Source organism: Allobosea spartocytisi, assembly GCF_014764685.1.
GTDB lineage: Bacteria > Pseudomonadota > Alphaproteobacteria > Rhizobiales > Beijerinckiaceae > Allobosea > Allobosea spartocytisi.
Map to the genome: position 1 here is coordinate 1 of NZ_JACXWY010000011.1, position 25,710 is coordinate 25,710.

The following is a 25,710-nucleotide window of genomic DNA, read 5'->3' on the forward strand; positions in this document are numbered from 1 at the left end:
GCCTCGTGATCCAGCACCATCCGCACAGCCCGGGCACGCACCTCAGGCGAGAACTTGTTCGTCGTCTTGTTCGTCATAGCCCCATCCTCTCAGGAGTTGGGGCCTCCGACAAACCCGGGGCGGTTCACCTCGATGAGATCGCCGATTGCACTCACATACTCGATCGGGCGCCCTATGCACTCTTCGGCACGCAGGAGCGCAGCCTCGAGCCGCCGGACAATGTCGGTGTCGAGCCGCCGGATCATTTTTTCCAGCATCTTGGCTTCGAGAATCCGCCGGACCTCATAAATCTCGGACGCCTCGGTTGCGGTTATGCTTGAAACGACGACGCCTTTATTGTGCTCGCGGCGGACCAGGCCCTCTGCCTCGAGGTGACGCATCGACTCCCGAATGCAGGTCCGGCTTACGCCGGTCTCAAGGCAAAGCTGCCGCTCGACGAGGCGTTCACCAGGCTTGAAGCGCATCGTAAGGATGGCGTTGCGAAGCACGGCCGTGGTGCGTTCTCGCAAGCTGACCTTATCCTGGACTACGCGCAGTGAGGGCACGTCATTCATGGCGATAATATCTGGTTTCAAGTGGATCGGCGTGGCACCGCCCCCCTAGCAGTCACGCCGCCCCTCGTAGACAGATTACGGCTTCGCGGCAATTAGCCGGGGTTGCCAGCGGACTTCGCGGTCGTTTCAGCCCCGATGTCCCAGAAGACACCAGCCATGATCCCTAGCCCGTCATGGAACAGCGAGATCAACCCATGTTCATCCGGGCCATGCTGACCACAGCCTCCATAGGACTGCGGGATCCAGAGAATCGGCACGTCGAGCGTCTGCTTGAAGAACTCCGACGGTCCCGAAGCCCCGATGTTGGGGATGAGGTTCGGCGGGCGCCCGACGGTCGTCTCCATCGATTCCGCCACACGGCGAACCCAGAGATCATCGGGATCCGTACGCGAGGGCGGAAACATGTCCCGCTCCACCACCGGCCGCACCTCGACCTCGGTGAAGCCCTGCTCCGCCAGATGACGCTTCAACGCCGGCGCGACTTCGACAGCATCGACATCGACCGTGTGCCTGAGCTGGATGCGCGCCTTGGCAAACCCGGAAACCGCCGGCACCGGCGCCTCCGGCTGACCACTGACGGAGGCCAGCACGATGGCGCTGCTCCAGGCATAGATTTTCTCGGTGCGAGAGAGACCAGGCTCCCCCCAGCCCTCGTCAGGCTTCAGAGCGCCGGGCGCATCTTCGATCACGACGGCGCGGCTGGCCCGTGTGACCGATTCCGGCACCGACTTCGGCGTCCATCCTGGAACCAGGATCCGGCCATCGCGCGAGATAATCGTCGAGATCGCATGCGCCAGGATCACGGCGGGGTCCTTGAGCAGCCCGCCCCAGTGGCCGGAATGATGCGATCCCTCGCGTAGATCGACGATCAGATCGACCGCCAGCCCTCCCCGCGTGCCGAGTGTTATGTCCGGAACCTGCATGCTCTGACGCGGGCCGTCGAGCGCGATGAACACATCGGCGGCGCAGCGTTCGCGATGGCGCTCCAGGAACGCCTTCAGACCCGGCGAGCCAGCCTCCTCTCCGGTTTCGACGAAGATCTTGGCGTTGAAACCGAGCGATCCCTTTTCTTCCAGGATTGCACGCAGCGCCTCGATCGCCAGCAGGTGCTGGCCCTTGTTGTCGACGACGCCGCGGCCATAAACACGGTCGCCCTCGACCTTCAGCTTCCATGGATCGAGATCCGCACGCCAACGCTCCGGCATGGCCCGAACGACGTCGCCATGGCCGTAGATCAGGATGGTGGGCAGGCCATCGCCCTCATGCCGCGTCGCGAGGAGGACGGGCCCGTGTTCCTCCAACGGATTTGGCAGGATTTCGACCGAGAAGCCGAGTTTCGAGACGATCGGTCCCAGTCCCTCGGCGCAGTAGCGTTCCAGTTCCTTCTTTCTGCCGGGAGGATGGCTCTCGGTCTGATAGGCCACCAGATCCGCGAGTTGCCGCAGGAAGCTGCCATCGTCGATATACCCGCGTGCGCGGCGCAGGACCTGTTCGCGTACCGTCATCGTCTCAATCCAATACCGTTTCGGGGCGCTCGGGTGTCACGAGCGCCGACTTCGCGGAGCGTCACACCGGCCCGGTCGCTCGACCGGCCGGTGCAGAACTCAGGATACCGTGATGTCCGTGAGCCAAGGCTCGCCGGTGGCATCCGCCGGCCAGTTGATGTTCGAGCGAACGCCGTTCACCAAACGATGCGTCCAGAGAAAGACCACTGGCGAATCCTGCGAAAGCTTATCGCTCAAGGACCGCTGGAGGTCGCATTGGACGTTGGTGTCGAACGCCGCCCTAACTTCACGGAACAGCCGGTCCGCCTCGGGATCCGAGTAGTTCGTTCGCCGCGAGCCGCCTGTCTCGAAATACTGTGCCAGAGCTTCGAGCTGGTCGTTGGCCGCTGACCGGCCGGTATAGTAGAGCGGCAACTTTCCCTGACGGATGTCATTGGTAAAGTTGGCGTAATCGGGCGTGTTGAGCTTGGCCCTGATACCCACCTGCCGGAGCATCTGAGCCAACGCTTCGCCGACCTGCCGATCCGAGACGTAACGCCCGTTCGCGGTCGCGAACTCGACGTCGAAACCATCGGGGAAGCCCGCCTCCGCGAGCAGCGCCTTGGCCTTCTTGGGATCATATTCGGGCCGGGCCGCGCTCGGAGCAAAGCAATCCTGATGCTTGCCGATGGCCCCCTGCATCGGATCCGCCAGCCCGAAGAGCAGCCGCTTCACGATCAGATCGGCATTGATCGCATGCGCCACCGCCCGGCGCACCCGCGGATCGTCGAAGGGCTTGATCTTGACGTTCATGCCCAGGAACATCCATTCCAGCGAGCCCGTCTCGACCTCCTTCACGGCCGGGTTCGACTTCAGGCGATCGACCAGTTGCGGCGGGATCAGGCGCGCGATCTGCGCCTCATTGTTGAGGAGAGCCGTGACGCGCTGCTCCGCTTCCAGAATCTGGCGATAGATCACCGTCTCCGGTGCCGAGGCCGGCATACCCGGCCATGACGGATTGCGGGCGACGATCACGCTGCGATCGATGTCGAAACGGTCGAGCTTATAGGGGCCCCAGCCGAAGGCGGCAGCCTTGTCGGCATTTGCGCCGTGCTTCTCGTGAAGATCAGCACTCGTCACCACGAAGCGGTCGAACAGGAGCGACAGCAGCTGCGCCACCGGGCGCTTCGTGACGATGTCGAAAGTCCGATCGTCGACGCGTTCGAACTTGTCGACCTCGGTGAGGAAGAACGCCTGCTGGCTCGCTGGGTCGCTCAGGATGCGCCGCCAGGAGTGCACGACGTCAGTTGATGTGGGGCCCGGACCGCCGTCGTGGCGCTTGAGATCGCTTCTGAGCTTGAACCGCCAGCGTGTCGGCTCGACGGTTTCCCAGCTCTCTGCCAGCACGCCCTCATAGGCCTTGGCGGCGTAGTTGTACCGGCCGAGGCTCCCGTAGATCTGGCTCCAGATATAGTAGAGGTGTATACTCGAGTGGGCGTAGGGATTGACGTTGTTCAGGATGCCCGTCGTCGTGATCGTGAGCGCCTTGCCCTGTGCGGAGGCAGCGGTCGGGATCAGCGGCAGCGGCATCAGTGCGGCCGCGGCCGCACCCATGATGGTGCGCCTCGACGGGCCGCGCTTGGTCGGGTCGGTCATGGCTGAATCGCCTTCGTTTGTAGCGGGATAGCGGACTGTCATCAGAGGCGGACGTCGGGCAGCCAGATCTCGCCCGAAGCATCCGGCACGTAGCGCACACCTTTGCGGACGCCGCTGACGTACTGGTGATTCCAGAGGAAGATGCCTGGTGCCTCGGTCTCGATCAGTTGGCTGATCTCACGGATGATCTTGCAGCGTTCGGTTATGTCGAAGGTCTTGCGCTCGCGTTCGAACAGCTCGTTCAGCTTAGGATTGTCGTAGCCGATGCGCGGCGTGACGCCAGTCTCGAAATACTGCGACAGCCATTCGGACGGCTCGAGCGCCAAGCCGCGCCCCATGTAGTACATGGGCGCTTTGCCCGCCCTGACATTGGCCCAGAGCCCCGCGAACTCCGGCGTATGGAGCGTTGCCTTGAAACCAGCCTGGTTCAACATCTGGGTGATCGCCTCGGCGATCTGTCGATCGGAGATGTAGCGGCCGGTGGCGGTGAAGAAGTCGACGACCGGCCCACCACCCGCATAGCCGGCCTCGGCAAGAAGCTTCCGTGCTCCCGCGACATCATACGGCGTCTTTTGGTCGATCGGAGTCGTGTAGCAAATCTGCTGCGCTCCAACCGGACCATCGAGCCGGTCCGCCATCCCAAACAGAATGCGCTGGATGATCACATCCTTGTTGATCGCCATCGCAGCGGCCCTCCGTACGCGCGGGTCGTCCCAAGGCTTGGTCTTGACGCTGAAGCCGATGAACATCGGCTCGTTCGAGGGCGCGCGCCGGATCTCGACGGAAGGCACGTTCTCCAGCCTGCCGACCAATTGCGGAGGGATCAGCCGCGCGATCTGAACCTCGCCGTTCAGCAGGGCCGTGACGCGCTGATCCGGCTCGGGGATACGCCGGAACAGCACGTTACGCGAAGAGGTTTCGACCTTGGCAGGATAGGCATCATGCCGTTCGAGCGCGATCCGGTCACTGATGGCGAAGTTTGTGAGCTTATAGGGGCCCCATCCAATCGGCGCCGAGTTGTAGCTGGCGACGCCTCCTTGCGTCTTGAAGATCTCTTCGCTGGTGATCGTGAACTTGTCGAACAGCTGCCCCAGCAGCGACGACGCCGGCTCTTTCGTAACAACGTCAAAGGTATGGTCGTCGATGCGCCGGATTTCCTTCACGCTCGAAAGATAGAACCGCCCCTGGCTTTGCGGATCGGTCATGACCTGGTTGTAAGAATGCAGGACGTCGGCAACGGTGGGACCGGGGCCGCCATCGTGCCGGACGAGATCCTTACGCAGATGGAAGCGCCAGGTGACGTCATCGCGCTGCTCCCAGCGTTCCGCGAGCTGGCCCACGAACTTGCGTTGCGCATAGTCGTAGCGGCCGAGGCAGCCGTAGACCTGACACCAGATCGAGTACATCTGGGCGCTGCTCTCGGCGTAGGGGTGACGCGTCACCAGCGTATCCGCAGTCGTGACGACGAGCGTCTCGTTGGCCGGCCGTTGCGCGGTCTGGGCTGAGGCGGGCGCTGCGATAGCGATGGCGGCAGCGATCAAGCTCGCTGCGAGAACGGGGCTGCTCTTATGTGACATCCTGGCTCCTCCGGCGTTATGGGCTGCTGGCCCGTGTACGTCGGCTCACCCAGCCATTCTTGGGACGGCTTGGATCAGCTTTCGCGTGTAAGCATGTTCGGGGTTGGAAATGACGGCGCTCGCTGCGCCGGATTCGACCACGCGCCCGTGCGCGAGAACGATGACCTTGTCGCAGAGATAGTCGATCACGCCGATGTCGTGGCTGATGAACAGGATCGTCAGGCCGAGCCTGTCGCGGATGTCGAGCAGAAGATTGAGGATCTGCATCTGCACGGAGACGTCGAGGGCCGACACCGCCTCGTCTGCGATCAGCAGTCGCGGGTCGGTAATCAACGCACGGGCGATGCCGATGCGCTGTCTCTGTCCGCCGCTGAACTGGAATGGATAGCGCGATCCGGCTTCGCCCGGCAGCCCGACCAGCTGCAGCATCTCCCGGACGCGCTCCGCCAGTACCCGCTTGTTTCGCTCGCCGGCGATACGCAACCCTTCACTGATCACATCCGCGACGGTCATCCGCGGATTGAGAGACGAGTATGGATCCTGAAACACCATCTGGATCTGACGGGAAGCGGCTGGCAGCGAAATACCCGCTGCGACGTCCACCAATGGCCGGTCCTCCGAGGCCAGGCGCCCGCCACTTGCCTGCTCGAGTCCGACGATGATCCGCGCGAGGGTCGATTTTCCGCAGCCGGATTCCCCGACGATGCCCAGGATCTCGCCCCGCGGGACCTCGAATGAGACGTCGGTCAGAGCCGTCACGCCGGGCTTGCTGCTAAACAGGCCGCCGCGCCCTGCATAGGTCTTGCTGAGACCCTCGGCGCGTAGCACCGGATGGTCGGGGGTCATTGTGGATAAAGGCATCGGGCCGCCTGCGCAGTCTTGGTTGTCCGCAGCGGAATCTCGCCGCGGCGGCAATCGTCCTGGACGCGAGGGCAACGCGGAGCGAAGCGGCAGCCCTCAAACCAGTTGGCCACCCCGGGCACCTGGCCCTCGATGCCGGCCTGGCGCCGCCCGCCTTCGCGCCGACGCGGGATGCAATCGACGAGCGCTCGCGAATAGGGGTGCGTCGGGTGGTCGATCAGCTGGTCCGCGGGGCCGCTCTCCATCAGAACGCCGCCATAGAGAACGCCGATGCGATCCGCGTAACGGCGCACCAGAGAAAGATCGTGGGAGATGAACAGGATCGAGAGCGCATGCTGATCGCGCAGGCGCAACAATAGCTGCATGATCTCCTGCTGGATCGTGACGTCGAGCGCCGTCGTCGGCTCGTCCGCGATGAGCAGCGCGGGATTGTTGGCCAGTGCCATGGCGATCATCGCGCGCTGACGCATGCCGCCGCTGAGCTCATGGGGATACATAGAGCGCACGCTCTTCGGATCTGCGAACTGGACGCTCGCAAGCAGGTCGAGGACCCGCTCGCTGCACTCGCGTCTGCTGCCTCCGCCCGCGACGGCGAGAGCCTCCGCGATCTGCCGCTCGACCGTCATCAACGGGTTGAGCGAGGTCATGGGCTCCTGGAAGATCATGCTGACCACACGACCGCGCATCGTCTGGACCTGGGACGAAGGCGCCGACACCAGGTCCACGCCGTTCAGGGACAGCTTCCCCTCCATGCGCAGCATGGACGGCGGAAACAACCTCATGATCGAGCGTCCAAGCACAGTCTTGCCTGAGCCGCTTTCTCCGACGACGGCGTAGAAGTCGCCCTTGCCGATTGTGAACGTCACGCCGTCGACGATCTTCAGATGCCCGCCCTGATGCGTGCGCAGAAACAGCGAGAGATCCTCGGCCTGCAGCACCGGTGTTGAAGTTGAACCGTTCATGCGTGGAGGGGTCGCTTGCATTGGCATTTGTCACGACAGGTTTAGAGCGGCCTTGGGATCGAGCTGATCGCGCAGCCAGTCTCCAAGCAGGTTGAGGCCAAGCACGGTAAGGAAGATGCCGAGGCCGGGCAGGACAGCCAGCCACCATGCGCGTGTGATGTAGGAGCGGCCCTCCGCGAGCATGCCGCCCCAAGTCGGGACGTTCGGAGGCACGCCCAAACCCAGGAAGCTCAAGCTCGATTCCGCCAGGATTGCGGTGGCCATCGTGAAGGTGGCGATGATGATCGCGGAAGCGAGCAGGTTCGGCAGCACATGGTGACGCAGGATCCAGCCGGTACCGCCGCCCATGATCTTTGCTGCCGAGATGTATTCCCGGGAGCGGAGCATGAGCGCCTGCGCGCGGGCTATCCGGCAATAGGGAATCCAGCGCTGGATCGTGAGTGCGATGATGACGTTGCCCAGGCTCGGCCCGAAGAACGCGAGGATCGCGATCGCCAGCAGGATTGGCGGAAACGCCCAGAACGTCTCGACGACCTTCTGGATGACCGCGTCGCGCGCACCAGCGAGATAGCCCGACAGCGCTCCGATCAACACCCCGACGACCCCCGACAGCACGACCACCGACCCGGCGATCGCCAGGGAAATGCGCGCGCCAGAGGTCATCCGTGCCAACAGATCGCGGCCAAGATGGTCCGTTCCCAGATAATAGCCGCTCTCGATGCCGAATGGCGGCTCGAGCGCAAACATGAGGTTCTGCTCGTTGGGATCATGTCCGGCGACGAGGCCGCCGAGGAGTGCGAGCAGAACGATCGCTCCCAGGCAGATGGTGCCGATGACGAATTTGATCTCGAGAAAGCGCCAGGGCTGCATCGTCACGTCCTCGCGACGCGCAGCCGCGGATCCACGAGGACGTAGATCAGATCGACCAGTATGTTCATGAAGATGAAGATGAATGTGTAGGAGATGACGATACCCGTCGTCAGCGGAATGTCGCGGGCGGTCACCGCGGCATAGAGCAGCGAGCCCAGCCCCGGCCAAGAGAACACCACCTCGACGACGATGCTGCCGCTGATCAGCGTGCCAAGTTCCAGGCCGATGATCGTGACGATCGGCACCGTCGCGTTCGGCAGCAGATGCCGAGAGACCACCTCGCGGCGCTTCAATCCTTTGGCAACCGCGGTAAGCACGAACTCTTCCTGCCCGACATCGATGACGGCGGACCGCGAAATTCGCGCGATGATACCGATCATGCCGAAAGCCAGTGTGGCGGCCGGCAGGACGATGAAGGACAGCGCCTGACGGAACAGGTCGAACCGCCCCTGAAGGAGACTGTCCAGCAGGATAAAGCCTGTCAGCTCCCGGATCGGCACGTCGAGCGGTATCCGGCCGCTGGACGGCAGGAGATTGAAATGGCCCGAGACCAGCAGCACAAGGAGAATGCCGACCCAGAAGGATGGAGCGCTGACGCCGAGGACAGCCAGAAGCGAGCCCAAACCATCGAGCCAGCTGCCCTTCTTTAGCGCGGTCGCGACGCCGAGCGGCACCGCGATCACGGCAGCCAGCAGCAGGGCGGTGAGAGCCAGTTCGAGAGTGGCGGGCAGCCGTTGGCCGATCAGCTCGGCAACAGGCGCATGGTAGCGATAGGACGTGCCCATATCGAGGCGCGCGAGATTGCCCAGGAAGTAGAAGAACTGCACCAGGACCGGCTGGTCGAGCCCCCATTGCGCGCGCATGCGAGCAATATCCGCCTCGCTCGCATCCTCGGCGGCGAGGGTACTGGCTGCGTCACCGGGCGCGAGCCTGACGAGAGCGAAGATGCCGAGTGAGACCAGGAGAACGACCGGGACGGCTCCCAGGATCCGCGTGGCGAGGGTTCGTAGCATGACTAAACGCTTCCTCCAGCTCGGCTGTCAGCCGATCGCTGCCACGGGCCGCATCCGATCATCGGCATGGGTCGCGCGAAGATAGGCGAGATCCGGCAAAGGCCTGGCGAGAACGGGCGAACGCGCGAGCACGGTCTCGATCGCCTCGGCGCAGCGCAGCAGATGCAGATCCGAGTTCCGGCGCCCGACGATCTGCAGGCCGAACGGCAGGCCACGGTCGTCCAGGCCGCAGGGGATCGAGATGCAGGGATGATTGATCAGCGTGATACCATAGGTCAGGCCCACCCAGTCAAAGTAGTTGGCAATCGCCCTGCCCTCGATCGAGGCTGGATACATATCGTGCTTTGGCCACGGATAGGCGCCGACCGTCGGCGTGATCAGGAGGTCGTACTCCTCGAAGAACGCCTGCACGCGCTGATAGATACGGCTGTGCTCGATGAACGCCAGCGACGCATCCTCGAGGCTGAAGCGCGATGCGTGGTCGAGGTTCTGCTGGACCAGCGGCCCCCACTGCCGGGGCTTCTGCTTTTGCCGATCGGCGAACATGCCGATGTAATTCACGGCGCGCAGCACCTCGTAGACATGGCGGGTGTCGCCGAAATCCGGGTGTGCTTTGGCCGTGGACCGGAAGATCGAGGCGAACGCGGCTGTTCTTTCGTCGAACACGTTCCGCAGCCCAGGCTCGCAGGGGGCGAAGCCGAGATCCTGCGAGAAGGCGACCTTCAGTGTCGAAGGATCGATCGGGCGGTCATCTCGCAGGGCAAGCGGGGTCGCGAGGGCGTCGATGGAGGCCGAGGTCGACATCGCATTCAGCATCAGCCGGACATCTGCCACGTTACGCGCCATCGGCCCCTGCACCGGCAGATGCGACAGGCCGATCAGGCGCTTTTCCGAAGCCACGATGCCCGCCGTCGGGCGGAAGCCGACCACGCCGCAATATGACGCCGGGATGCGCAAGCTGCCCGCATTGTCCGAGCCGTGTGCGAGCGGCATCATGCCCAATGAAAGGGCGATACCGGAGCCGCCCGAGGAGCCGCCGCACGTCAGCGCTACATCGAAGGGGTTTGCACTGACGCCGTAGACCGGGTTGAAAGTGTTACCGCCCGCGCCCCATTCCGGCGTGTTGGTCTTCGCGAAAACAATGCCGCCCTGGCGGCGGAGATTGGCGACCAGATGCTCGTCCGCGGCCGGAACATTCTCCTCGTAGAGCTTCGAACCGTAGGTCGTGCGCAGCCCGGCCGTATCGTTGAGGTCTTTCACGCCAACCGGCAAGCCGTGCAGCGGCGCCAGCGCCTCGCCCGACAGAACGGCCTTCTCGGCTGTTTTCGCCGCTTCTGTCGCGCCTTCGGCATCAAGAGCGACGACACCGTTCACGGCGCCGTTCACCTCCTCGATGCGGGACAGGCAGGAGTTGAGCAACTCCACGGGAGAAAGCTGCTTCGCGCCGATTAGAAAGCGCGCCTCGGACGCGGTCAGATCACAGGGCTGGGTCACGAAACATTCCTCGGATGGGCAGCATCACCGTTGTCAAACGGTATACCAGCATACGAATACGACTTTAGGGGCGTTCTAGTGTCAAGGCGCCGGGACGACCCTGTTAGCTGCGCCCCGCAGAAACTGCTCGAAAACTAGGCAAAGAGAGCGCCAGGCGTCTCCAAAAGCCCGTGGCAGGCGGCTTCTCGGCTGCGAAACGCTGCTCGACCACGAAGCGATCGCGTTGCAGCGAACCGAGTAAATGTTTGGAGAAGCGAGCTTCTCTCTGACATCGTAGGCACCTGCGCATAGCTGGCTATTATTTAGGCAAACCGTTGAGATTGACCTGAAAGACGGAATCAATCTGGCTCTGTCGGCATCGCTGCCTTACGCCGAACTATCGGATACGGGCGACGCTTTCCTGGTCCTCGAACGGAAAGCCGAATGGCAGCAAGGCTGCTTTTGTTTTGGACCAACCAACCACGATGGTCCAAGAATCGGGCAGGTTGCCTTGAGGCGACGCCGAACGGAGAATGACCATGCCACTGATCCGGATTGAGTCTGTCGAGGACGCCGCTTCCGGCCGGTTCGCGATCGAGATCTACTATCCTGCAGACGCCGAACGGCCCTTGGTCACGACGGCACCGCGCTATAAGAGCGCCGCCGCCGCCGAGCAGGACACGATCGCCATTCTGGCGTCCACGGCGAACAATCCGGCCCCCGAAGAGCCTGCCAACAGACGCTGATATCGCGACGTTCACACCATCAGACGACGCGGCCGAGCGCGCCGTGGCGAAGCTGCGATGGCGGCGACGACACGATCTGCATTTGCTGCAGGTCGACGAGACTGCGGGCTCCGGCCAACGCCAAAGTCCGGTCGACCTCATCACGCAGGATCGCAAGGACCCTGGTGGCGCCGGCTTGGCCGGCAGCGGCCAGCCCGTAAAGGGTCGATCGCCCAAGTAGCACCGCATCAGCGCCCAGAGCTACGGCTTTGACAATGTCCGAGCCACGCCGCAACCCTCCATCGACGAGGACGCGTCCCCGTCCGCCGATTGCAGCGACGACGTCCGGAAGTGCGTCTATGGTCGCTGGGACACCATCGAGCTGCCGGCCGCCGTGGTTCGAAACCACCACCCCGTCTGCCCCGGCCTCAAGCGCGCTGACGGCGTCGGCCGAGGCCAGGATGCCCTTGACCAGGAGCGGCCCCTCCCAAGTCCTCTTCAGCCGTTCGATATCCTCCCAGGCGAAGGACGGGTTACGCTGCGAGCGGGTGAAGTCCGCGAGTTGAGACGCGGACGCGCCCGGAGGCAGGAACTCCGCCAGGTTCTCGAAGCGAGGCATGCCCCGGCCGAGCCAGACTGAGCGCAGCCAGGCAGGATGGGCCAAACCGTCGAGCACCACGCGGGGAGTGATCCGGAGTTCGTGAGAGAATCCGTTCCGCAGATCGCGCTCGCGCTTGCCTGCGGTCAAGGTGTCGATGGTCACGATCACCGCGCTGTAGCCGGAGCGCTTAGCCCGCTCGAGCAACCGCGCCGAGAAGGCGGCATCACCCCACGGATAGAGCTGGAACCAGCGAGTGCCCGGCCCGGTGGCCGCGACCTCTTCCAACGAATTGTTGGACGCTGTCGACAACGCGAACCCGACATCCGCAGATGCAGCTGCCCGCGCCAGTGCCAGATCCGCGTCAGGCCAGAACAGGCCGTTGAGGCCGGTAGGCCCGATCATGAAGGGCGAGGCGAAGCGTGTCCCGAACAACTCGACTGACTGGTCGCGCTTCGCATTCCCCGTCAGGACCCTCGGCATGATTTTTAGCCGCTCGAACCCGGCGCGGTTGTCACGCAGCGTGGTCTCGTCTTCCGCCCCGCCGTCGAGGTAATCCCAAACAACGCGCGGCAGACGGCGTCGCGCGGCCGCCGCGAAATCGGCGACATTCGTTGCGGTCTTGAGCAGGCTCATCTGATTTTATCCGGATTATGCGCCCGACCCTCGTCACGTGGCGCTGATAAGAATCCTCAGGGAACACCGTAGCGCCGGCCGATGGCGCGCAGGACGGCGTTGATGCTGAGTGCCAGCGCAAATACCAGGAGCAGCAGCGCGTACATTTCCGCGGTGCGGAAGGCGTTATAGTCCTGGATGATCAGGTACCCGAGCCCCTTGTTCGACATCTTTACTTCAGCGAGCAGTGCCCCGATCAGGGCCACGCCCACGGCAAGACGCAGGCTTCCGAGCAGAGGAACCACAATCGACGGCAGGTAGACGATCCGCACCAGCTGCAAGGTCGAGGCGTCGAAGCTCCGCACCACCTGCACCAGGATCCGCCGGACCTCGCGCATGCCGCCGAAGGTGGCGACCGCAACCGGAAAGAAGGAAGAAATCGCAGCCATTGCGATCTTCGGTCCGGCGTCGATGCCGAAGGCGAGGATCAGCACAGGCAGGAAGATGATCTTCGGCGCGGGGGCCAGGGCACGGATCCACGGGTCCAGCATTGCCGCGAGGAAGCGGGACGCGCCCAGCGACACCCCACAAGCCACGCCCAAGCTGGCGCCGATCGCGACCCCCGCCGCGGCCTCGTATGCAGTGCGACCGAGATGCGGGTAGAACGCGGGATCGGCGACTTGGCGCAGCAATGCGACAGCGATGGCCGGCAGCCCTGGCATCGCGCCCTCGAAGACCAGCCCTGAGGATGAGATTGCCTGATAGGCGGCGAGCAGACCCGTCAAGGTCAGCAGCCTGATGGCACCCACGGACAACCCCCGGTCCGCGGCCGCGGCGGGCGGCGTCATGCCGATCGCAACCATGCTTCGCTCCGTTCGATGACGAGAAAGAATGCGCTGCTGAGCACGACGACGAAGACGATGGCGGAATACATCGAAGGAATGTCGTAGCGATCGTACATATCGGCTACGAGATAACCGAGCCCACCCAAACCGACGAGAAACTCGACCGCGACGATGTTGATCATCGCATAGATCAGCGCGAGCCGCAGTCCGACGAAAATGCTTGGCAAAGCTGCAGGCAGGATAATCTTGATCAGGCTCTGCACATCGCTCATGTGCAAGGAGAGCGCGAGATTGTGGAATACCGGCCGCAGGTTCACGATCCCTTCGCGGGTCTTGATGATCACTGGGATGACCCCAACGACAAAACCCATCACCACGATGGTTACGAGGCTGCGTCCGAAGAAGATCAGGAACAGCGGGTAAAGCAGGATGATGGGCGCCGAGAAGGCCGCCTCGAGCCAGGGCTCATAGGCCTGCCCGAATCTGCGGTGCCTCGCGAGCAGAGCACCGGCGGGCACCCCGACGAGCAAAGCAAGCGTGGTCGCCAGCAGCGTCGTCTGAAAGGTCACCCATGTGGCATATCCGAGCCCCTCGTGCAGGAAGAGCCCGGGTATCGCGGCCAGGGTCTCTGATGGCGGCGGCATAACAAAGGTCGAAACCCAACCGCCGCGCGACAACGCCTCAAGAGCTGCTGTCGCGACGACAAGAAGGCCAAGGCTGGCCCAACTTCCGCTGAGCCTCATGCGAGGAATCGCCCGACATTGGCAGTGAACGCCTTGATCTGGTCCGGTGTCAGCGGCTTCGACAGACGCTTATCCTTCACAGCCTGAGCGATGCTCAGTTCGATGTTCCCGATCGGCGCCAGCGCCAGCGCGGCCTTCGGATAGTTGGTGTCGCGGGCCTGCCGCGCCGTCGCGATATCGACACGGTTTAGCTCGGCATACATCTGCAGAGCCTCGTCGCCGTCATAGGCCCAGTCTATGGTCTGCTGCATTCCCTTCGACAGGCGCGCGAGCAACTCCGAACGTTCGGCCAGGAACCGGCTATTCGTCATTCCGACGCGGACAGTCTGCGCCGCAAGCCCTGGCGCGTCGTTGCCGCGCGCGATGATCCGCAGCTTGCCGGCGCGTTCCTCAGCGAGCCCCACCGTAGGTGCGGACCAGCCGACATCGATCTGGCCGGACATCACCTGGGTCAGTGTGGCGCCGGGACCGCCGGTTCCGACGAGCTTGGCCTTAACTCCGGCATGGTCGATCAGGGTCGATGCAATGAGCTCGGTCGATGCGCCGGGGCGCGAGAATGCAATCGTCTTGCCGTTGCAGTCAGCAAGGCTACGGATCGGGCTTTCCGCCCGCACGTACCAGAACAGGTCGCTCGAACCCGTCATGGCCGCGTTCGTCACGGCGATCGGCGCGCGCTTTTCGAATGCGCTCAACGCGCCAAGAATTCCGGGCGCGACGCCGAAGTCGGTCGAACCGGTGATGACTGCCTGTTGAATGTCCGACCCACCATCCGACCAGATGATGTCGAGATCGAGCTTGTGATCGGCGAAAATGCCCTTCTGCTGGCCGAACAGGATGAGAGTGGTGTCCCAGAAACCCTTCTGGCTGCTGACGATGCGCATCTTGTCGGCGGCGCGGGCGACGCGCGGCATCAGGCCGGCGGCCAAGCCACCGGCAATAGCCGTCCGCCGCGTCGGTCCGATCCAGTTCTTTCGTTCGGTATTCATCGTGGTCGTCCTCCCTCTGGCACAGCTGAACTTCAGGCCCGCTTGCGCTCACCCTCCTGCATCCCACGGCTGGCTTCGGCACGAAGATCCCCCCAGATCTCCGCGACATAGCGTCCGAAGCGCTCGTCAGTGATGCTTTCCGAGCTTCGCGGGCGCGGCAGATCGATGTCGATGACCTTGAGAATGCGGCCCGGCCGATAGGACATCACGACGACGCGGTCACTCAGTTGAACCGCCTCGGTGATGTTGTGGGTGATCAGAAGCGTCGTCTGTTGCAATTCGGTATGGATCGCCAGCACCCGATCACCGAGCAGGAGGCGAGTCTGCTCGTCCAGCGCCCCGAACGGTTCGTCCATCAGCAGCACGCGGGGCTTGAAGGCCAGCGTGCGCGCGATCGCCGTGCGCTGGCGCATGCCGCCCGACAGGGCTGCGGGCTTGCTCGCCTCGAAGCCCGTAAGACCGACGAGATCGATGTAATGCCGCGCCAGTTCCTCGCGTTCGGCGCGTGGCATGCCCTGGATTTCCAACGGCAGGGCGACATTGGCCAGAACGCTTCGCCACGGCAGCGTCGATTCCTCCTGAAAGACGATTCCGATGTCGCGATGCGTGCCGACATGAGACTGCCCGCCGACGCGAACCTCTCCGTCGTAATCACCAATCAGACCGCCGATAATTCCGAAGAGCGTGGACTTGCCGCAGCCGCTCGGCCCGATGACCGACACGAACTCGCCTTTCCGGACCGACAGGCTGACATCACTGACGGCCAGTAGACCGCTCGACCGATCGCCATAGCGCTTGGAGACATTGGCGACCTCAAGATCATAGGCCAAAGACAACCTCCTGGATGCATCGCCGCCGCGGCGGCATTTTCCTGTGCTGGATCGCGCGCCCGACTGATCGCGAGACCTTCGGTACAGTTGGCCTCAGCGGCTGGCGCGCAGAAAGGACGCATCGACCACGCGGCCTGCGTCGAACGGCTCGCTCGCGACCAGGCCTGCCGCCACCAGCGCCTCGTGCACCTTCTTCAACCCCGGCAGCGATACCTCCATGCCGGGCGTCAGAATCCCGAGGCGGGCGGTGTCGGCGATAGCGCGAGCAGCGAGGGGCTCGGACGTCTTCAGTTCGCGCGCGGCAACGGCGGCTGCAGTGGCTGGCTCCGCGGCGATAGCGTCGAGGCCGCGCCGCAATGCGCGCAGCGCCGCCGTCAGTCGATTCCGATTGGCTTCGGCCCAGCGCATGTCGACGTTCACGCTGGTGAACTGCCATTCCGGGACGAAGCCGGACAGCGGCCCCAGGTTACTGAAGCCCGCCGCCTCCGCCTCGTAGCTCAAGGGAAACGGCTGCAACCCGGCGTCGATCTCGCCCGATCGCAGGAGGCGCCAGCGGGTCGGGGCGCCTCCAACCGCCTTGACGACATAGTCGCCCGGCTTCAGCCCGGCACTGCGCGTCACCTCGGGCACGAGATGGGTCGTGCCCTCCTGATCCGAGAGGACACCGATCGTCTTGCCGCGGAGATCGGCGATCGTCCGGATTTCCGGCCGGGCGATGATGAAGTGCGGTAAGCGTCCGGCATTGCCCGCGACCACCCGGAGGCTGCCCCCCTTGAGAGCATCGGCCATGATGCTCTCGGGTGTCGACATGGCGATCTGGACCGCCCCCGACCTGAGCGCTTCATTGATCTTTTCCGCGTTGTCGAAGACCTCGATACGCAGATCGATCCCCTCCTCCGCGAAGTATCCCTTCTCGGCCGCCAGCCAGAGCGGGAGGTAGAACACGGTGCGCGAGACGATGGCGAGGTCGATCCGGTTCCCGGCTGCGCCGCTGCGAACCTCCTGTGCGTGTGCCGAGACCCAGCCAAAGGCCGCAATCATCAAGGCAAGCATCCACCTTCCGCCCATGGTGTCATCCTCCACACTCGTTTTGTTATAATGATTACTTAGGAAACTAATTTACAATTGCGCAGCTTTCAACCCGCATTCATGATGAGGCAACGAAGGGGCTCGCCGTAACCTCGCGCGCTGCGACTGCGGATGCCCTCAAAAGACGTCGAAGGGAGAGAAAATGGCGGTCCGGGCAGCACAAAAGGCAGGTCTGGTGTTCTTCGAGAGCTGGGTCGATCCGATCGCCGAAGACATCCTGGGTGGAAGAGACGACGTCGACCTGCGGAAACTGAGCTACTCGACCGTCGAGGCGGACAACTGGGACGTGATGTCCAGAGCACATGGCTATCAGGTCCAGGCGCGAACGGAGTTGCGCGAACCTTGGTTCCCCGATGCAGCACTGATCGCCCGTTGCCCGAACCTGCTCGCGGCGAGCTCCACAGGTGCCGGCTACGACTATATCGACGTCGAGGCCTGCACCGCCGCCGGCATCCTTGTCTGCAACCAGGGCGGCACCAATACCGAGGCCGTGGCCGAACATGCTCTGGGCCTGATGCTGTCGCTGTCCAAGCGGATCGGCATCGCAGACAAGCTGTTGCGGCGGCACGGAGCGCAGATCGACCGGTACGCCCTGCAAGGCAACGACATTCGTGGCAAGACGGTGGGCATCGTCGGGCTCGGCGCTATCGGCGGGAGGCTGGCCGAACTCTGCCATGGGCTCTTCGGGATGACGGTGCTTGCCTACGATCCTTATCTCGACAGTGCGGAAATCGTTCGGCGGCACGGCACCAGCGCAAGTCTGGTGGAGCTTTTGCAGCGCTCGGACTTTGTTTCGGTGCACTGCCCGCGATCCAAGGAGACACTGGGCATGTTCGGAGAGGCTCAGTTCGCCGCAATGAAGCCGAGCGCCTATTTCATCAATACCGCGCGTGGGGGCATCCACGACGAACCGGCGCTCGAGACAGCGCTTCGAGAACGCCGCATCGCTGGCGCAGGCATCGACGTCTTTCTCAAGGAGCCGCCACCGCCAGATCATCCGCTCCTGTCCCTCGACAACGTGATCGCCACGCCGCACACCGCCGGGATTACACAGGAAGCGCTGGAGCAGATGTCATCCTCCGCCGCGGACCAATGGATTGAGCTTTTCAACGGCCGTGCGCCGCCGCGAGTGGTCAACCCTCAGGCGTGGCCTGCGTTCAGCCGTCGCTTCGCATCAATGTTCGGGTTCGAGCCCGAGCCCCTGCCTTATGCCTGAGCGGCCGCACCGTCCCCGCCAGGCGGCGCTGGCCGGTTTGCGGTCTGGAAGACAAGCCGAAAATGTCTTCCAGTTCGCGCCCTCGAACTTGAATAGTGAAGCCCGGGCCAGCGAGGCAGGGCGTCCTCGAATCGTCGCAAGGAGGCGAAATCCGCATGTGTGACACCGCAACCGCCGTCACTGTTCCGGATGGCGCCGCACCAGGAACGCCGCCGGCGCGGGAACTCATGGACGAGCTCGTCGCAGCCAACCACATCCTGTTCGACCAGGGCGTAGTGGACGCGTTCGGCCATGTGAGCGTGCGCCACGACAAGCGGCCGGATCGGTTCTTGCTGGCGCGCAATATGGCGCCGGGGCGTGTAACGGCAGAGGACATCGTTGAGTTCGATCTCTCGGGCCAGCCCGTCGATGCGAACGGCCGCGGTGTCTACCTGGAGCGGTTCATTCACAGCGAGATCTACCGCGCGAGGCCCGACGTCCAGTCCATCGTTCACAGCCACTCCCATTCGATCGTTCCGTTGAGCGTCGTGAAGGGAACCAGGCTGAGGGCGCTCTTCCATATGGCCGGCTTCATCGGAAAGGAAGCGCCTGTCTTCGAGATCCGGGCGACAGGCGGTGACGCGACCGACCTGCTGATCAGCAGCCCCGAACTTGGGCGTGCGCTGGCCGAGCATTTCCGCAACAGCGACATCGTCCTGATGCGCGGCCATGGATCGACCGTCGTTGGACCGACGGTGAAGAACGCCGTCTACCGGGCCGTCTACGCAGAGCTCAATGCCCGATATCAGCTGCAGGCCACTCAGCTGGGCGAAGTGACATACCTGACCGAGGACGAATGCCGGGCTTGCGTCGACCGGGTTGAGGGCCAGGTCCAGCGACCGTGGGATCTTTGGCTCGAGCAGACCCGCCAGAGGCGGTCCGGGGGCCGGGCCTGACGGCCAAGGGAAGCTGCGAGGTGCCCTGATGCAGTTTCATTTGAACGGCTTCCTGCCCGGTGATCCTTCCATTCTTCCGGTCCCGGCAAGCCGCGCTCCGAGCGGGTTGTCGGACGTCGATGTGCTGATCGTCGGCTGCGGACCGGCTGGCCTCACCCTCGCGGCCCAGTTGTCCGCTTTTCCTGACATCCGCGTCCGGATCGTAGAGCGGAAGCCGGGCCCTCTTCGGATCGGCCAGGCCGACGGCATAGCCTGCCGAACCATGGAAATGTTTCAGGCCTTCGGCTTCGCCGAACGGGTAGCCAGGGAAAGCTACTGGGTCAACGAGACCACGTTCTGGAAGCCCGACGCTGCAGATCCCCGGCGCATCGCGCGCCATAGCCGCATCCAGGATACTGAGGACGGGCTTTCCGAGTTCCCGCACGTCATCCTCAATCAGGCGCGGGTACATGATTTCCTGCTGGAGACCATGCGCAACTCTGCGAGCAGGCTGGAGCCGGACTACGCGGTGGAGTTCATCGGGCTGGACCGGCCAGCCAATAGGACCGAGGCTGAAAGCCACCCCGTCACGGTTCGGCTGAAGCGGCTCGGGCCGGCTGGCTCGGAGCGCGAGGAGGTCGTGAAAACGCGCTACGTGGTCGGATGCGACGGGGCGCGAAGTGCCGTTCGCAAGGCGATCGGACTTGAGCTGCGCGGTGACTCGGCCAACAGCGCCTGGGGCGTAATGGACGTCCTCGCCATCACCGATTTCCCAGACATCCGCATGAAGGCCGCGATCCAGTCGGCCAGCCAGGGCAGCATGCTGGTGATACCGCGGGAGGGCGGCTATCTGGTGCGATTCTATGTCGAGCTCGACAAGCTGGCGAAAGACGAGCGCGTCGCTTCGCGGTCGCTGGAGGTCGAGGACCTTGTTGCTGCCGCGAACCGCATCGCGCACCCCTACCGGATCGACGTCAAGGAAGTGGCATGGTGGTCGGTCTACGAGATCGGCCAGCGGCTGTGCGACCGGTTTGACGACGGCTGCGAGGACGCTGGCCGGCCACCCCGTGTCTTCATCGCCGGCGATTCCTGCCACACGCATAGCCCAAAGGCCGGGCAAGGCATGAACGTCTCGATGGCGGATGGTTTCAATCTGGGATGGAAGCTGGCAGCCGTCATAAGAGGCACGAGCCCCGCGCAACTGCTGCTCAGCTACTCCGCGGAACGCCGGAAGCTCGCCCAGGAACTGATCGACTTCGACCGGGAGTTCGCGGCCATGTTCAGCGCTCGTCCAGCCGGCCCGGGGCCCGACGCCCAACGCGCCCGGGATCCCGCCGAGTTCCAGCGCTATTTCGTCAAGCAGGGTCGCTTCACCGCCGGGACAGCCGTGCGCTACGAGCCATCCGCGATCTGCGCCGACGGCATGCATCAGGGCTTGGCATCGGGCTACCAGATCGGCATGCGGTTTCATTCCGCACCGGTGGTCAGGCTCGCCGATGCCAAGCCCCTGGAACTCTCACATCGCATCCCGGCCGATGGGCGCTGGCGCATTGTCGCCTTCGCTGGAGCCGGCGATCCGTTCGACGGCGGGTCGGGCCTGTCGGAGCTCGTCAACTTTCTCGACCACGACCAGGCCTCTCCGGTGCGGCGCTACACGCCGCCCGGGGATGCGGACGCCGTGATCGAGGTTATCGCAGTGCTGCAGCAGGCTCATCGCGAAGCCGATCTGGCGCGCGTTCCGCCTTTCCTCCAGCCGGCCAAGGGCCGATACGGCCTGACGGACTACGAGAAGGTGCACTGCGCGGACCAGCGCCCAGGCAGCGATATCTTCGACCTGCGCGGAATCGACCGCGAGCAAGGTTGCATGGTCGTCGTGCGTCCGGATCAGTATGTCGCCGACGTGCTCCCGCTCACCGGGGTAGAGCGCCTGTCGGGCTTCTTCGAGCGCGTCCTGCGCGAGCCTGCGTAGGGTTAAGGCGGCGCGCCGCAGCGACCATGCTCTCGCGGCGGCAGGCCGGCTTGCTCAGGCGACAACAAGCAATACGCCGATGGTGGCTGCCACCGCCGCTGCGATCGTGATCCAGCCGGGCGCGCGTTCGGTCCGAAGCACGACCGTCGCAATCACCATCGAGACGAAAACCTCGAGCGACTGGATCGCCCCGACAGTCGAGATGGCGGTGTGCTGGATCGCATAAAAGTTGCAGATCTGGCCGATAGAGAAACAGAGGGCGGCCACCACCGCCCAGTTGTTCTTCAGGGACAGGGCAGCGAACGTCGCCGTTCTCGCGCGGGCATTGAAGGAGACCGCGAATGTGTAATAGGCCACGGCCGCCATGGAGCCGACGAAGGTGCCGAGTGCGCCATCAGGCACATAGCCGAGGCCCAACTTGCGGGCCACATAGGCCGAGGCGTAGCACAGTGCCGATGCAGTCCCCCATGCGTAGCCGATCGACGCCACCGCATCCGCCTCGCTGCCGCCGCGGCGAGCCAGGTCGACCGCGACCAGAACCGCGATGCTGACGGCGATCAATGCCAGACCGAGAAGCTTATTGGAGTTCAGCGTCTCACCCAGAAAAAGGAACCCGAAGACTGCCGCGAAGAATGGGATGGCACGCTTCACGGCCGATCCGCGCACTGCACCCAGATCGCGCACCGACATGAAGTAGAGGATGCGCGCCAGCGCCGTGGCGAGCAGGCCGGAGACGGCGAACCAGGCAAGCCCGATCATCAAGTCCGGCGTGTCCGGCAAGCTGCCGGCCGGGGTTCCCGCCACCGCCCAGACAAGGGCCGACAGCAGCGTCGTGAACACCACCGAAAGCACGGCGCCGCCGTCGCCCTTTCCGTAAAGCTTCGCCTTTGCGATCGAGACCCCGCCATAAGCGAAGGCCAGGACAGAGAGAATGGCGAAGGTCTCGCCCAGCCTGCCCGCAAACCAAGCCATGCCTATTTCCCTATCCGCACGCGACGCCGAACAACGCGTTGTACTCAGCCGCGAGCAGAGGCCGTGCTTTGGCTGCCGAGCCGAACCTCTCGTCCGGTGGCGGCCGATTCGAGGATCGCGAGGCAAGCTGCGAGCGTCGCCATACCCCATTCGCCGGAGTGAAGCAGCGGGACGCCGAACCTGACCGCGGCATGCAGCTCGTCGACCACCTCAGCGCGCGGCACAGCTGGCGCCGGCAATGGATCGAGCCATTCTCGATCATTGGCATAGACACGGACCCCATCCGCCATGGGGCGCAGGTCGGCCCCGTCACAGGAGACCAGGAAATGGCCGAAATGATTATGAGCGGCGGGTGCCGTCCGGCCCGCAACGGTCGCGGACGTACCATAGGCGCGCTCCTCCTTGAGCGCAGCTTCCTCCTCCGGCGTCGAGACCGGCGCGAGGGCCCGACGCGCGGCGCCGTACTGCGATGGATCGCGACGCTGCCCGAGCTCGCCGAACCAGCCGAGTTGCTCGTCGGTGTCGTACCGCCCATACCCGCTATACGTCAGCGTCGCGCTGGCTCCGTTCTCGAACAGCAGGAAGGCCTGATAGGCGCCTTCCGTCGGCCGGGCGGGGTCGAGGCGCGCGGTAACCGCCCGCAGTGACTCGATCTCCGCCCCAGCGAGAAGGCGGACGACATCAAGCTGATGCGCCGCCTGGCTGAAGACGACGCCGCCACCTCGGGCCGTGTCCAGTTCCTCGGGCCGCCGCGGCCGGTACAGGAAGTCCGTATAGTTGCTTCCAACGATCAGGCGCGGGCGGCCGAAACGGCCCGATCGGATCAGCTCGGCGGTGCGTAGATAAGGCAGATCGAAAGAATGGCTGTGGCCGACGGCCAAGTGGACACCGGCCTCTGCAGCCACATCGATCATGGCGCGACAGTCTTCCAGCCGCAGCGCCATCGGCTTCTCGACCAGGATGTGCTTGCCGGCCGCAGCGGCACTGCGGACATGGGCGACATGGAACTGGTGAGGAGATGCCACGTACACGGCCTCGACCGCTTCGTCTGCCAGCAAACCGTCGAGAGTGTCATAGGCCTTTGCGGCGAACCCGTTCGACGAGAATTCCTCGACGAACCGCGACCGCGCCTCCGGACGCGGATCGGTCGCAGCGACCAGTCGGACGAGGGGATGCTGAGCGAATGTCGGCAGCATCAGCATGAAGGCGCGGCCGAGCCCGACCACGCCCAATCGCAAAGGTTCGCTCACCACTGCCTCGCTAGAGATCGAGAACGAGGGCGCCAGATTTGGCGCGGGAGACGCAGATCATGATGTTTCGCGCCTTCTCCTGCTCGGAGAGCGCAAGATCGCGATGGTCGGGCTCGCCTGAGACCAATCGCGTCTTGCAGGTGCCGCAAGTCCCGCTTTCGCAGGAGCTGGGCAGCGTCTTTCCCGCCTCGCGCAGCACCTCGAGGATCGACTTGTCGACGGGAATCTCGAAGATCTCGCCGCTCTTGGCCAGTTCGACGGTGAAGGGCGTGTTGTCTTCCGGCTTCGCCTTGGCCGCACCGAAATCCTCGAAATGGACGGCGGCCGAGGACCAGTGGCCGGTCATGTCCCGCACCGCCTCCATCAGGCCCCGCGGGCCGCAGCAATAGAGATGGGCCCCCTTCGGGTCTTCAAGGACCGGCCAGAGGTCAAACGCCTTGTCGGGGTCGCCGTTATCGTGGTGGATGACGACCTTGCCCCGGAATTCCGGCCCGGAGAACTCCTCCCGGAAGGCCATCATCGCCGGTGTGCGCGTGAAGTAATACAGCTTGAAGGGCTTCCCGCGCGTCGCCATCAGATGGCGGATCATCGAGCGGATCGGCGTGATTCCGATGCCGCCTGCGATGAAAATGTAGCTCGACGGGCCGTCCTTCAGCGAGAAATCGTTGCGCGGCGCCGAGATCAGGATCTCGTCGCCGACATTGGTCTGATCGATCAGACTGACGGACCCGCCCCGGCCGCCATGTTCCTTCTTGACGGCGATGACATAGCCCTCGGCTTCGTCCGGACCGTTGCAGAGCGAGTACTTCCGCGTCTCGCCGTTCGGCACCTTGACCGCCAGGTGAGCCCCGGGGGTGTAGGGCTCGAGCATGTTCTCATCCAGCGGCCTGAGATCGAACATGACGATGTCGTCGGCGACCGCCTCCTTCCCCACGATCCTGGCCTTTAGCCACTGCTCCTGATCGCTCATCCAAACCTCCGCGCGGCGCCGTCTCGACAAGCGCTTGAATTCCGAATAATGTGAGACTTAGATATCTAAGTATTATCCGGCTGACTAGCCCGGCCGTCAAATCTGGAGCGAATGCGATGCTGACCCACGAAGAGAACGAATTGCTCTGCCGCGTGGAAGGCGAGGCCCCGATGGGTCAGTTCATGCGGCGTCATTGGGTGCCCGCGCTGCTGTCGGAGCAGCTCATCGAAAGCGACGGCGCGCCTGTCCGCGTCCGTCTGTTCGGCGAGGATCTCGTTGCCTTCCGCGATACCGACGGACGGATCGGGGTGCTCGGCGAGTACTGCCCGCATCGCAAGGCTTCGCTGTTCTTCGGCCGCAACGAGGAGTGTGGCCTTCGCTGCCTGTATCACGGCTGGAAGTTCGACGTGGACGGCAAGGTCCTCGAAATGGTGTCGGAGCCGGCAGAAAGCGGCTTTGCCGATAAGGTCCAGCACAAGGCGTATCCGACCCAGGAGGCGGGAGGCTTCATTTGGGTCTATATGGGTCCGAAGGACCAAATGCCGGAATTCGAGGCTCCGCCGTGGGCGCCCACGCCCGAGGCGAAGGTCTCGATCGTGAAGATCGATCTGCCCTGCAACTGGGCCCAGATCATGGAAGGACAGATCGACTCGGCTCATTCCTCGAGCCTGCACTCCTCCGACATGAAGCCCTCGCGCGTGACGACCGCCGGCGCGACCGCGACGCATTGGACGCGTCCGTCGACCGACAAGAACCCGCGCATCCAGGTCCAGCTGACCAACTACGGCTTCCGCTACGCTGCGCTGCGCCGCCCGATCACCAATGCGCAGACCCACGACTATGTGAGGCTGACCGTATTCGTTGCGCCTTTCGCCGCGCTGATCCCCCCCAACTCTTCCTATAACGTCGCGACGGTGATCGTGCCGAAGGACGACGTGTCGAGCTATTTCCATTTCATCGCATGGGGCAATGACGACTGCATCGATCAGGAAAGCTGGCGGAAGTTCTGCGTGGCGCAGGTCGGCATCGATCTCGACAAGACCTACAAGCCAATGCTGCGCAAGCGGGAGAACAACTACCTGCAGGACCGCAAGGCGATGAAGCTGGGGGATTTCACCGGCGTGCCCGGAATTCCCAACCAGGACATCATGATGTGGGAGTCGATGGGCCCGATCGCCGACCGTACCAGCGAGCGCCTCGGCGCGAGCGACATCGCGATCGTGCAGTTCCGCCGGGTGATGATCGATGCAGCGCGCAAGCATGCCGCCGGCGCTTCCCCGCTCGGTCTCGTCGAGCCGCATATCCCGCAGGCGAAGCTGCGTTCTTATCAGGGCATCGTTCCCAAGAGCGACGATTGGCGCAGGCTCGGCGCCTCCAATGAGGAAATCGCGCTGCTCGACGGCATGGAGCAGGACGACACCGAGGCGGAAATGGCGGCTGCGGGCAGCTGAACCCGACGGCGAGCCCGAACGATCATATCGGCTTGGGTGCCCAAGGGATAAAGTCTTGGAAGCGCCGGCGGCGCTGCGCGAAACTGG

At 63.9% G+C, this 25,710-nt stretch carries 23 protein-coding genes; 5 read left to right on the forward strand and 18 right to left on the reverse strand.

Translation table 11 applies throughout. The features are described 5' to 3' along the window. Positions 1 to 89 precede the first annotated feature (89 nt). From IED13_RS17265 to IED13_RS17305, 9 genes are all read right to left on the reverse strand, one after another. Complete coding sequence (locus tag IED13_RS17265) at positions 90 to 554, reverse strand: GntR family transcriptional regulator (RefSeq protein ID WP_191124876.1); 465 nt, start codon at positions 552 to 554, stop codon at positions 90 to 92. A gap of 92 nt (positions 555 to 646) precedes the next feature. After that, the gene (locus IED13_RS17270) at positions 647 to 2,059 is read right to left on the reverse strand and encodes a M20/M25/M40 family metallo-hydrolase (protein WP_191124877.1); all 1,413 of its coding nucleotides are present in this window, start codon (positions 2,057 to 2,059) and stop codon (positions 647 to 649) included. Between the two features lie 99 nt (positions 2,060 to 2,158). Then, positions 2,159 to 3,694 carry an ABC transporter substrate-binding protein gene (locus tag IED13_RS17275; protein WP_191124878.1) on the reverse strand — a complete coding sequence of 512 codons (1,536 nt, stop codon included), beginning with the start codon at positions 3,692 to 3,694 and terminating at the stop codon, positions 2,159 to 2,161. A 41-nt stretch (positions 3,695 to 3,735) separates the two neighbouring features. Next, positions 3,736 to 5,271 (reverse strand): ABC transporter substrate-binding protein, encoded by a 1,536-nt coding sequence (locus IED13_RS17280; protein ID WP_191124879.1) that lies wholly within the window; start codon positions 5,269 to 5,271, stop codon positions 3,736 to 3,738. 45 nt (positions 5,272 to 5,316) lie between these two features. Further along, positions 5,317 to 6,117, reverse strand: coding sequence for an ATP-binding cassette domain-containing protein (locus tag IED13_RS17285; protein ID WP_191124880.1), 801 nt, complete (start codon positions 6,115 to 6,117; stop codon positions 5,317 to 5,319). Beyond that, a complete protein-coding gene (locus tag IED13_RS17290; protein WP_191124881.1) occupies positions 6,114 to 7,094 on the reverse strand; it encodes an ABC transporter ATP-binding protein in 981 nt (326 codons plus the stop codon). The genes IED13_RS17285 and IED13_RS17290 overlap by 4 nt, the downstream gene beginning before the upstream one ends. Before the next feature lie 30 nt (positions 7,095 to 7,124). Next, positions 7,125 to 7,964, reverse strand: a complete 840-nt coding sequence (locus IED13_RS17295) for an ABC transporter permease (protein ID WP_055727151.1) — start codon at positions 7,962 to 7,964, stop codon at positions 7,125 to 7,127. A gap of 2 nt (positions 7,965 to 7,966) precedes the next feature. Continuing rightward, positions 7,967 to 8,977, reverse strand: a complete 1,011-nt coding sequence (locus IED13_RS17300) for an ABC transporter permease (RefSeq protein ID WP_191124882.1) — start codon at positions 8,975 to 8,977, stop codon at positions 7,967 to 7,969. Positions 8,978 to 9,004: 27 nt separating this feature from the next. Next, positions 9,005 to 10,471 (reverse strand): amidase, encoded by a 1,467-nt coding sequence (locus IED13_RS17305; RefSeq protein ID WP_191124883.1) that lies wholly within the window; start codon positions 10,469 to 10,471, stop codon positions 9,005 to 9,007. A gap of 518 nt (positions 10,472 to 10,989) precedes the next feature. Here IED13_RS17305 and IED13_RS17310 point away from each other — a divergent pair. After that, entirely contained in the window at positions 10,990 to 11,196 is a 207-nt protein-coding gene (locus tag IED13_RS17310) for a hypothetical protein (RefSeq protein ID WP_156367018.1), read from the forward strand. Positions 11,197 to 11,215: 19 nt separating this feature from the next. Here IED13_RS17310 and IED13_RS17315 read toward each other — a convergent pair whose 3' ends face one another. The 6 genes from IED13_RS17315 to IED13_RS17340 form a co-directional block, all read right to left on the reverse strand. Beyond that, a complete protein-coding gene (locus IED13_RS17315; protein ID WP_191124884.1) occupies positions 11,216 to 12,409 on the reverse strand; it encodes an alpha-hydroxy acid oxidase in 1,194 nt (397 codons plus the stop codon). Positions 12,410 to 12,465: 56 nt separating this feature from the next. Continuing rightward, on the reverse strand, positions 12,466 to 13,251 hold the full coding sequence (locus IED13_RS17320; protein WP_191124885.1) for an ABC transporter permease: 786 nt from the start codon (positions 13,249 to 13,251) through the stop codon (positions 12,466 to 12,468). After that, complete coding sequence (locus IED13_RS17325; protein ID WP_191124886.1) at positions 13,233 to 13,976, reverse strand: ABC transporter permease; 744 nt, start codon at positions 13,974 to 13,976, stop codon at positions 13,233 to 13,235. The genes IED13_RS17320 and IED13_RS17325 overlap by 19 nt, the downstream gene beginning before the upstream one ends. Then, a complete protein-coding gene (locus IED13_RS17330) occupies positions 13,973 to 14,902 on the reverse strand; it encodes an ABC transporter substrate-binding protein (RefSeq protein ID WP_191124887.1) in 930 nt (309 codons plus the stop codon). The genes IED13_RS17325 and IED13_RS17330 overlap by 4 nt, the downstream gene beginning before the upstream one ends. A 92-nt stretch (positions 14,903 to 14,994) precedes the next feature. Continuing rightward, positions 14,995 to 15,792, reverse strand: coding sequence for an ABC transporter ATP-binding protein (locus IED13_RS17335; protein ID WP_248312644.1), 798 nt, complete (start codon positions 15,790 to 15,792; stop codon positions 14,995 to 14,997). Between the two features lie 93 nt (positions 15,793 to 15,885). After that, entirely contained in the window at positions 15,886 to 16,845 is a 960-nt protein-coding gene (locus IED13_RS17340) for an ABC transporter substrate-binding protein (RefSeq protein ID WP_191124889.1), read from the reverse strand. Positions 16,846 to 17,023: 178 nt separating this feature from the next. On the opposite strand from IED13_RS17340, the gene IED13_RS17345 reads away from it, so the two are divergent. The 3 genes from IED13_RS17345 (at position 17,024) to IED13_RS17355 (ending at position 20,980) form a co-directional block, all read left to right on the forward strand. Next, the gene (locus tag IED13_RS17345; RefSeq protein WP_191124890.1) at positions 17,024 to 18,097 is read left to right on the forward strand and encodes a hydroxyacid dehydrogenase; all 1,074 of its coding nucleotides are present in this window, start codon (positions 17,024 to 17,026) and stop codon (positions 18,095 to 18,097) included. 155 nt (positions 18,098 to 18,252) lie between these two features. Next, entirely contained in the window at positions 18,253 to 19,032 is a 780-nt protein-coding gene (locus IED13_RS17350) for a class II aldolase/adducin family protein (RefSeq protein ID WP_191124891.1), read from the forward strand. Positions 19,033 to 19,060: 28 nt separating this feature from the next. Continuing rightward, positions 19,061 to 20,980 carry an FAD-binding monooxygenase gene (locus IED13_RS17355; protein ID WP_191124892.1) on the forward strand — a complete coding sequence of 640 codons (1,920 nt, stop codon included), beginning with the start codon at positions 19,061 to 19,063 and terminating at the stop codon, positions 20,978 to 20,980. 54 nt (positions 20,981 to 21,034) lie between these two features. Here the strand turns inward: IED13_RS17355 and IED13_RS17360 are convergent, their stop codons facing one another. From IED13_RS17360 to IED13_RS17370, 3 genes are read right to left on the reverse strand one after another with little or no spacing between them, the layout of a single operon-like run. Next, positions 21,035 to 21,952 (reverse strand): DMT family transporter, encoded by a 918-nt coding sequence (locus tag IED13_RS17360; RefSeq protein WP_191124893.1) that lies wholly within the window; start codon positions 21,950 to 21,952, stop codon positions 21,035 to 21,037. A gap of 44 nt (positions 21,953 to 21,996) precedes the next feature. After that, positions 21,997 to 23,178, reverse strand: coding sequence for a Gfo/Idh/MocA family oxidoreductase (locus IED13_RS17365; RefSeq protein ID WP_260368449.1), 1,182 nt, complete (start codon positions 23,176 to 23,178; stop codon positions 21,997 to 21,999). Between the two features lie 34 nt (positions 23,179 to 23,212). Continuing rightward, positions 23,213 to 24,172, reverse strand: a complete 960-nt coding sequence (locus tag IED13_RS17370; RefSeq protein ID WP_055727165.1) for a PDR/VanB family oxidoreductase — start codon at positions 24,170 to 24,172, stop codon at positions 23,213 to 23,215. A gap of 116 nt (positions 24,173 to 24,288) precedes the next feature. On the opposite strand from IED13_RS17370, the gene IED13_RS17375 reads away from it, so the two are divergent. Continuing rightward, a complete protein-coding gene (locus tag IED13_RS17375) occupies positions 24,289 to 25,623 on the forward strand; it encodes a Rieske 2Fe-2S domain-containing protein (RefSeq protein ID WP_191124895.1) in 1,335 nt (444 codons plus the stop codon). Positions 25,624 to 25,710 lie beyond the last annotated feature (87 nt).

Excerpts from the sequence above, each read along its gene's own strand:
- IED13_RS17265 (WP_191124876.1), bottom strand. The coding sequence starts at position 554 with ATGAATGACGTGCCCTCACTGCGCGTAGTCCAGGATAAGGTCAGCTTG.
- IED13_RS17310 (WP_156367018.1), top strand. The coding sequence starts at position 10,990 with ATGCCACTGATCCGGATTGAGTCTGTCGAGGACGCCGCTTCCGGCCGG.
- IED13_RS17270 (WP_191124877.1), bottom strand. The coding sequence starts at position 2,059 with ATGACGGTACGCGAACAGGTCCTGCGCCGCGCACGCGGGTATATCGAC.
- IED13_RS17355 (WP_191124892.1), top strand. The coding sequence starts at position 19,061 with ATGCAGTTTCATTTGAACGGCTTCCTGCCCGGTGATCCTTCCATTCTT.
- IED13_RS17375 (WP_191124895.1), top strand. The coding sequence starts at position 24,289 with ATGCTGACCCACGAAGAGAACGAATTGCTCTGCCGCGTGGAAGGCGAG.
- IED13_RS17320 (WP_191124885.1), bottom strand. The coding sequence starts at position 13,251 with ATGGTTGCGATCGGCATGACGCCGCCCGCCGCGGCCGCGGACCGGGGG.
- IED13_RS17360 (WP_191124893.1), bottom strand. The coding sequence starts at position 21,952 with ATGGCTTGGTTTGCGGGCAGGCTGGGCGAGACCTTCGCCATTCTCTCT.
- IED13_RS17340 (WP_191124889.1), bottom strand. The coding sequence starts at position 16,845 with ATGCTTGCCTTGATGATTGCGGCCTTTGGCTGGGTCTCGGCACACGCA.
- IED13_RS17280 (WP_191124879.1), bottom strand. The coding sequence starts at position 5,271 with ATGTCACATAAGAGCAGCCCCGTTCTCGCAGCGAGCTTGATCGCTGCC.
- IED13_RS17350 (WP_191124891.1), top strand. The coding sequence starts at position 18,253 with ATGTGTGACACCGCAACCGCCGTCACTGTTCCGGATGGCGCCGCACCA.
- IED13_RS17275 (WP_191124878.1), bottom strand. The coding sequence starts at position 3,694 with ATGACCGACCCGACCAAGCGCGGCCCGTCGAGGCGCACCATCATGGGT.
- IED13_RS17370 (WP_055727165.1), bottom strand. The coding sequence starts at position 24,172 with ATGAGCGATCAGGAGCAGTGGCTAAAGGCCAGGATCGTGGGGAAGGAG.
- IED13_RS17285 (WP_191124880.1), bottom strand. The coding sequence starts at position 6,117 with ATGACCCCCGACCATCCGGTGCTACGCGCCGAGGGTCTCAGCAAGACC.
- IED13_RS17325 (WP_191124886.1), bottom strand. The coding sequence starts at position 13,976 with ATGAGGCTCAGCGGAAGTTGGGCCAGCCTTGGCCTTCTTGTCGTCGCG.
- IED13_RS17295 (WP_055727151.1), bottom strand. The coding sequence starts at position 7,964 with ATGCAGCCCTGGCGCTTTCTCGAGATCAAATTCGTCATCGGCACCATC.
- IED13_RS17315 (WP_191124884.1), bottom strand. The coding sequence starts at position 12,409 with ATGAGCCTGCTCAAGACCGCAACGAATGTCGCCGATTTCGCGGCGGCC.
- IED13_RS17290 (WP_191124881.1), bottom strand. The coding sequence starts at position 7,094 with ATGAACGGTTCAACTTCAACACCGGTGCTGCAGGCCGAGGATCTCTCG.
- IED13_RS17345 (WP_191124890.1), top strand. The coding sequence starts at position 17,024 with ATGGCGGTCCGGGCAGCACAAAAGGCAGGTCTGGTGTTCTTCGAGAGC.
- IED13_RS17300 (WP_191124882.1), bottom strand. The coding sequence starts at position 8,977 with ATGCTACGAACCCTCGCCACGCGGATCCTGGGAGCCGTCCCGGTCGTT.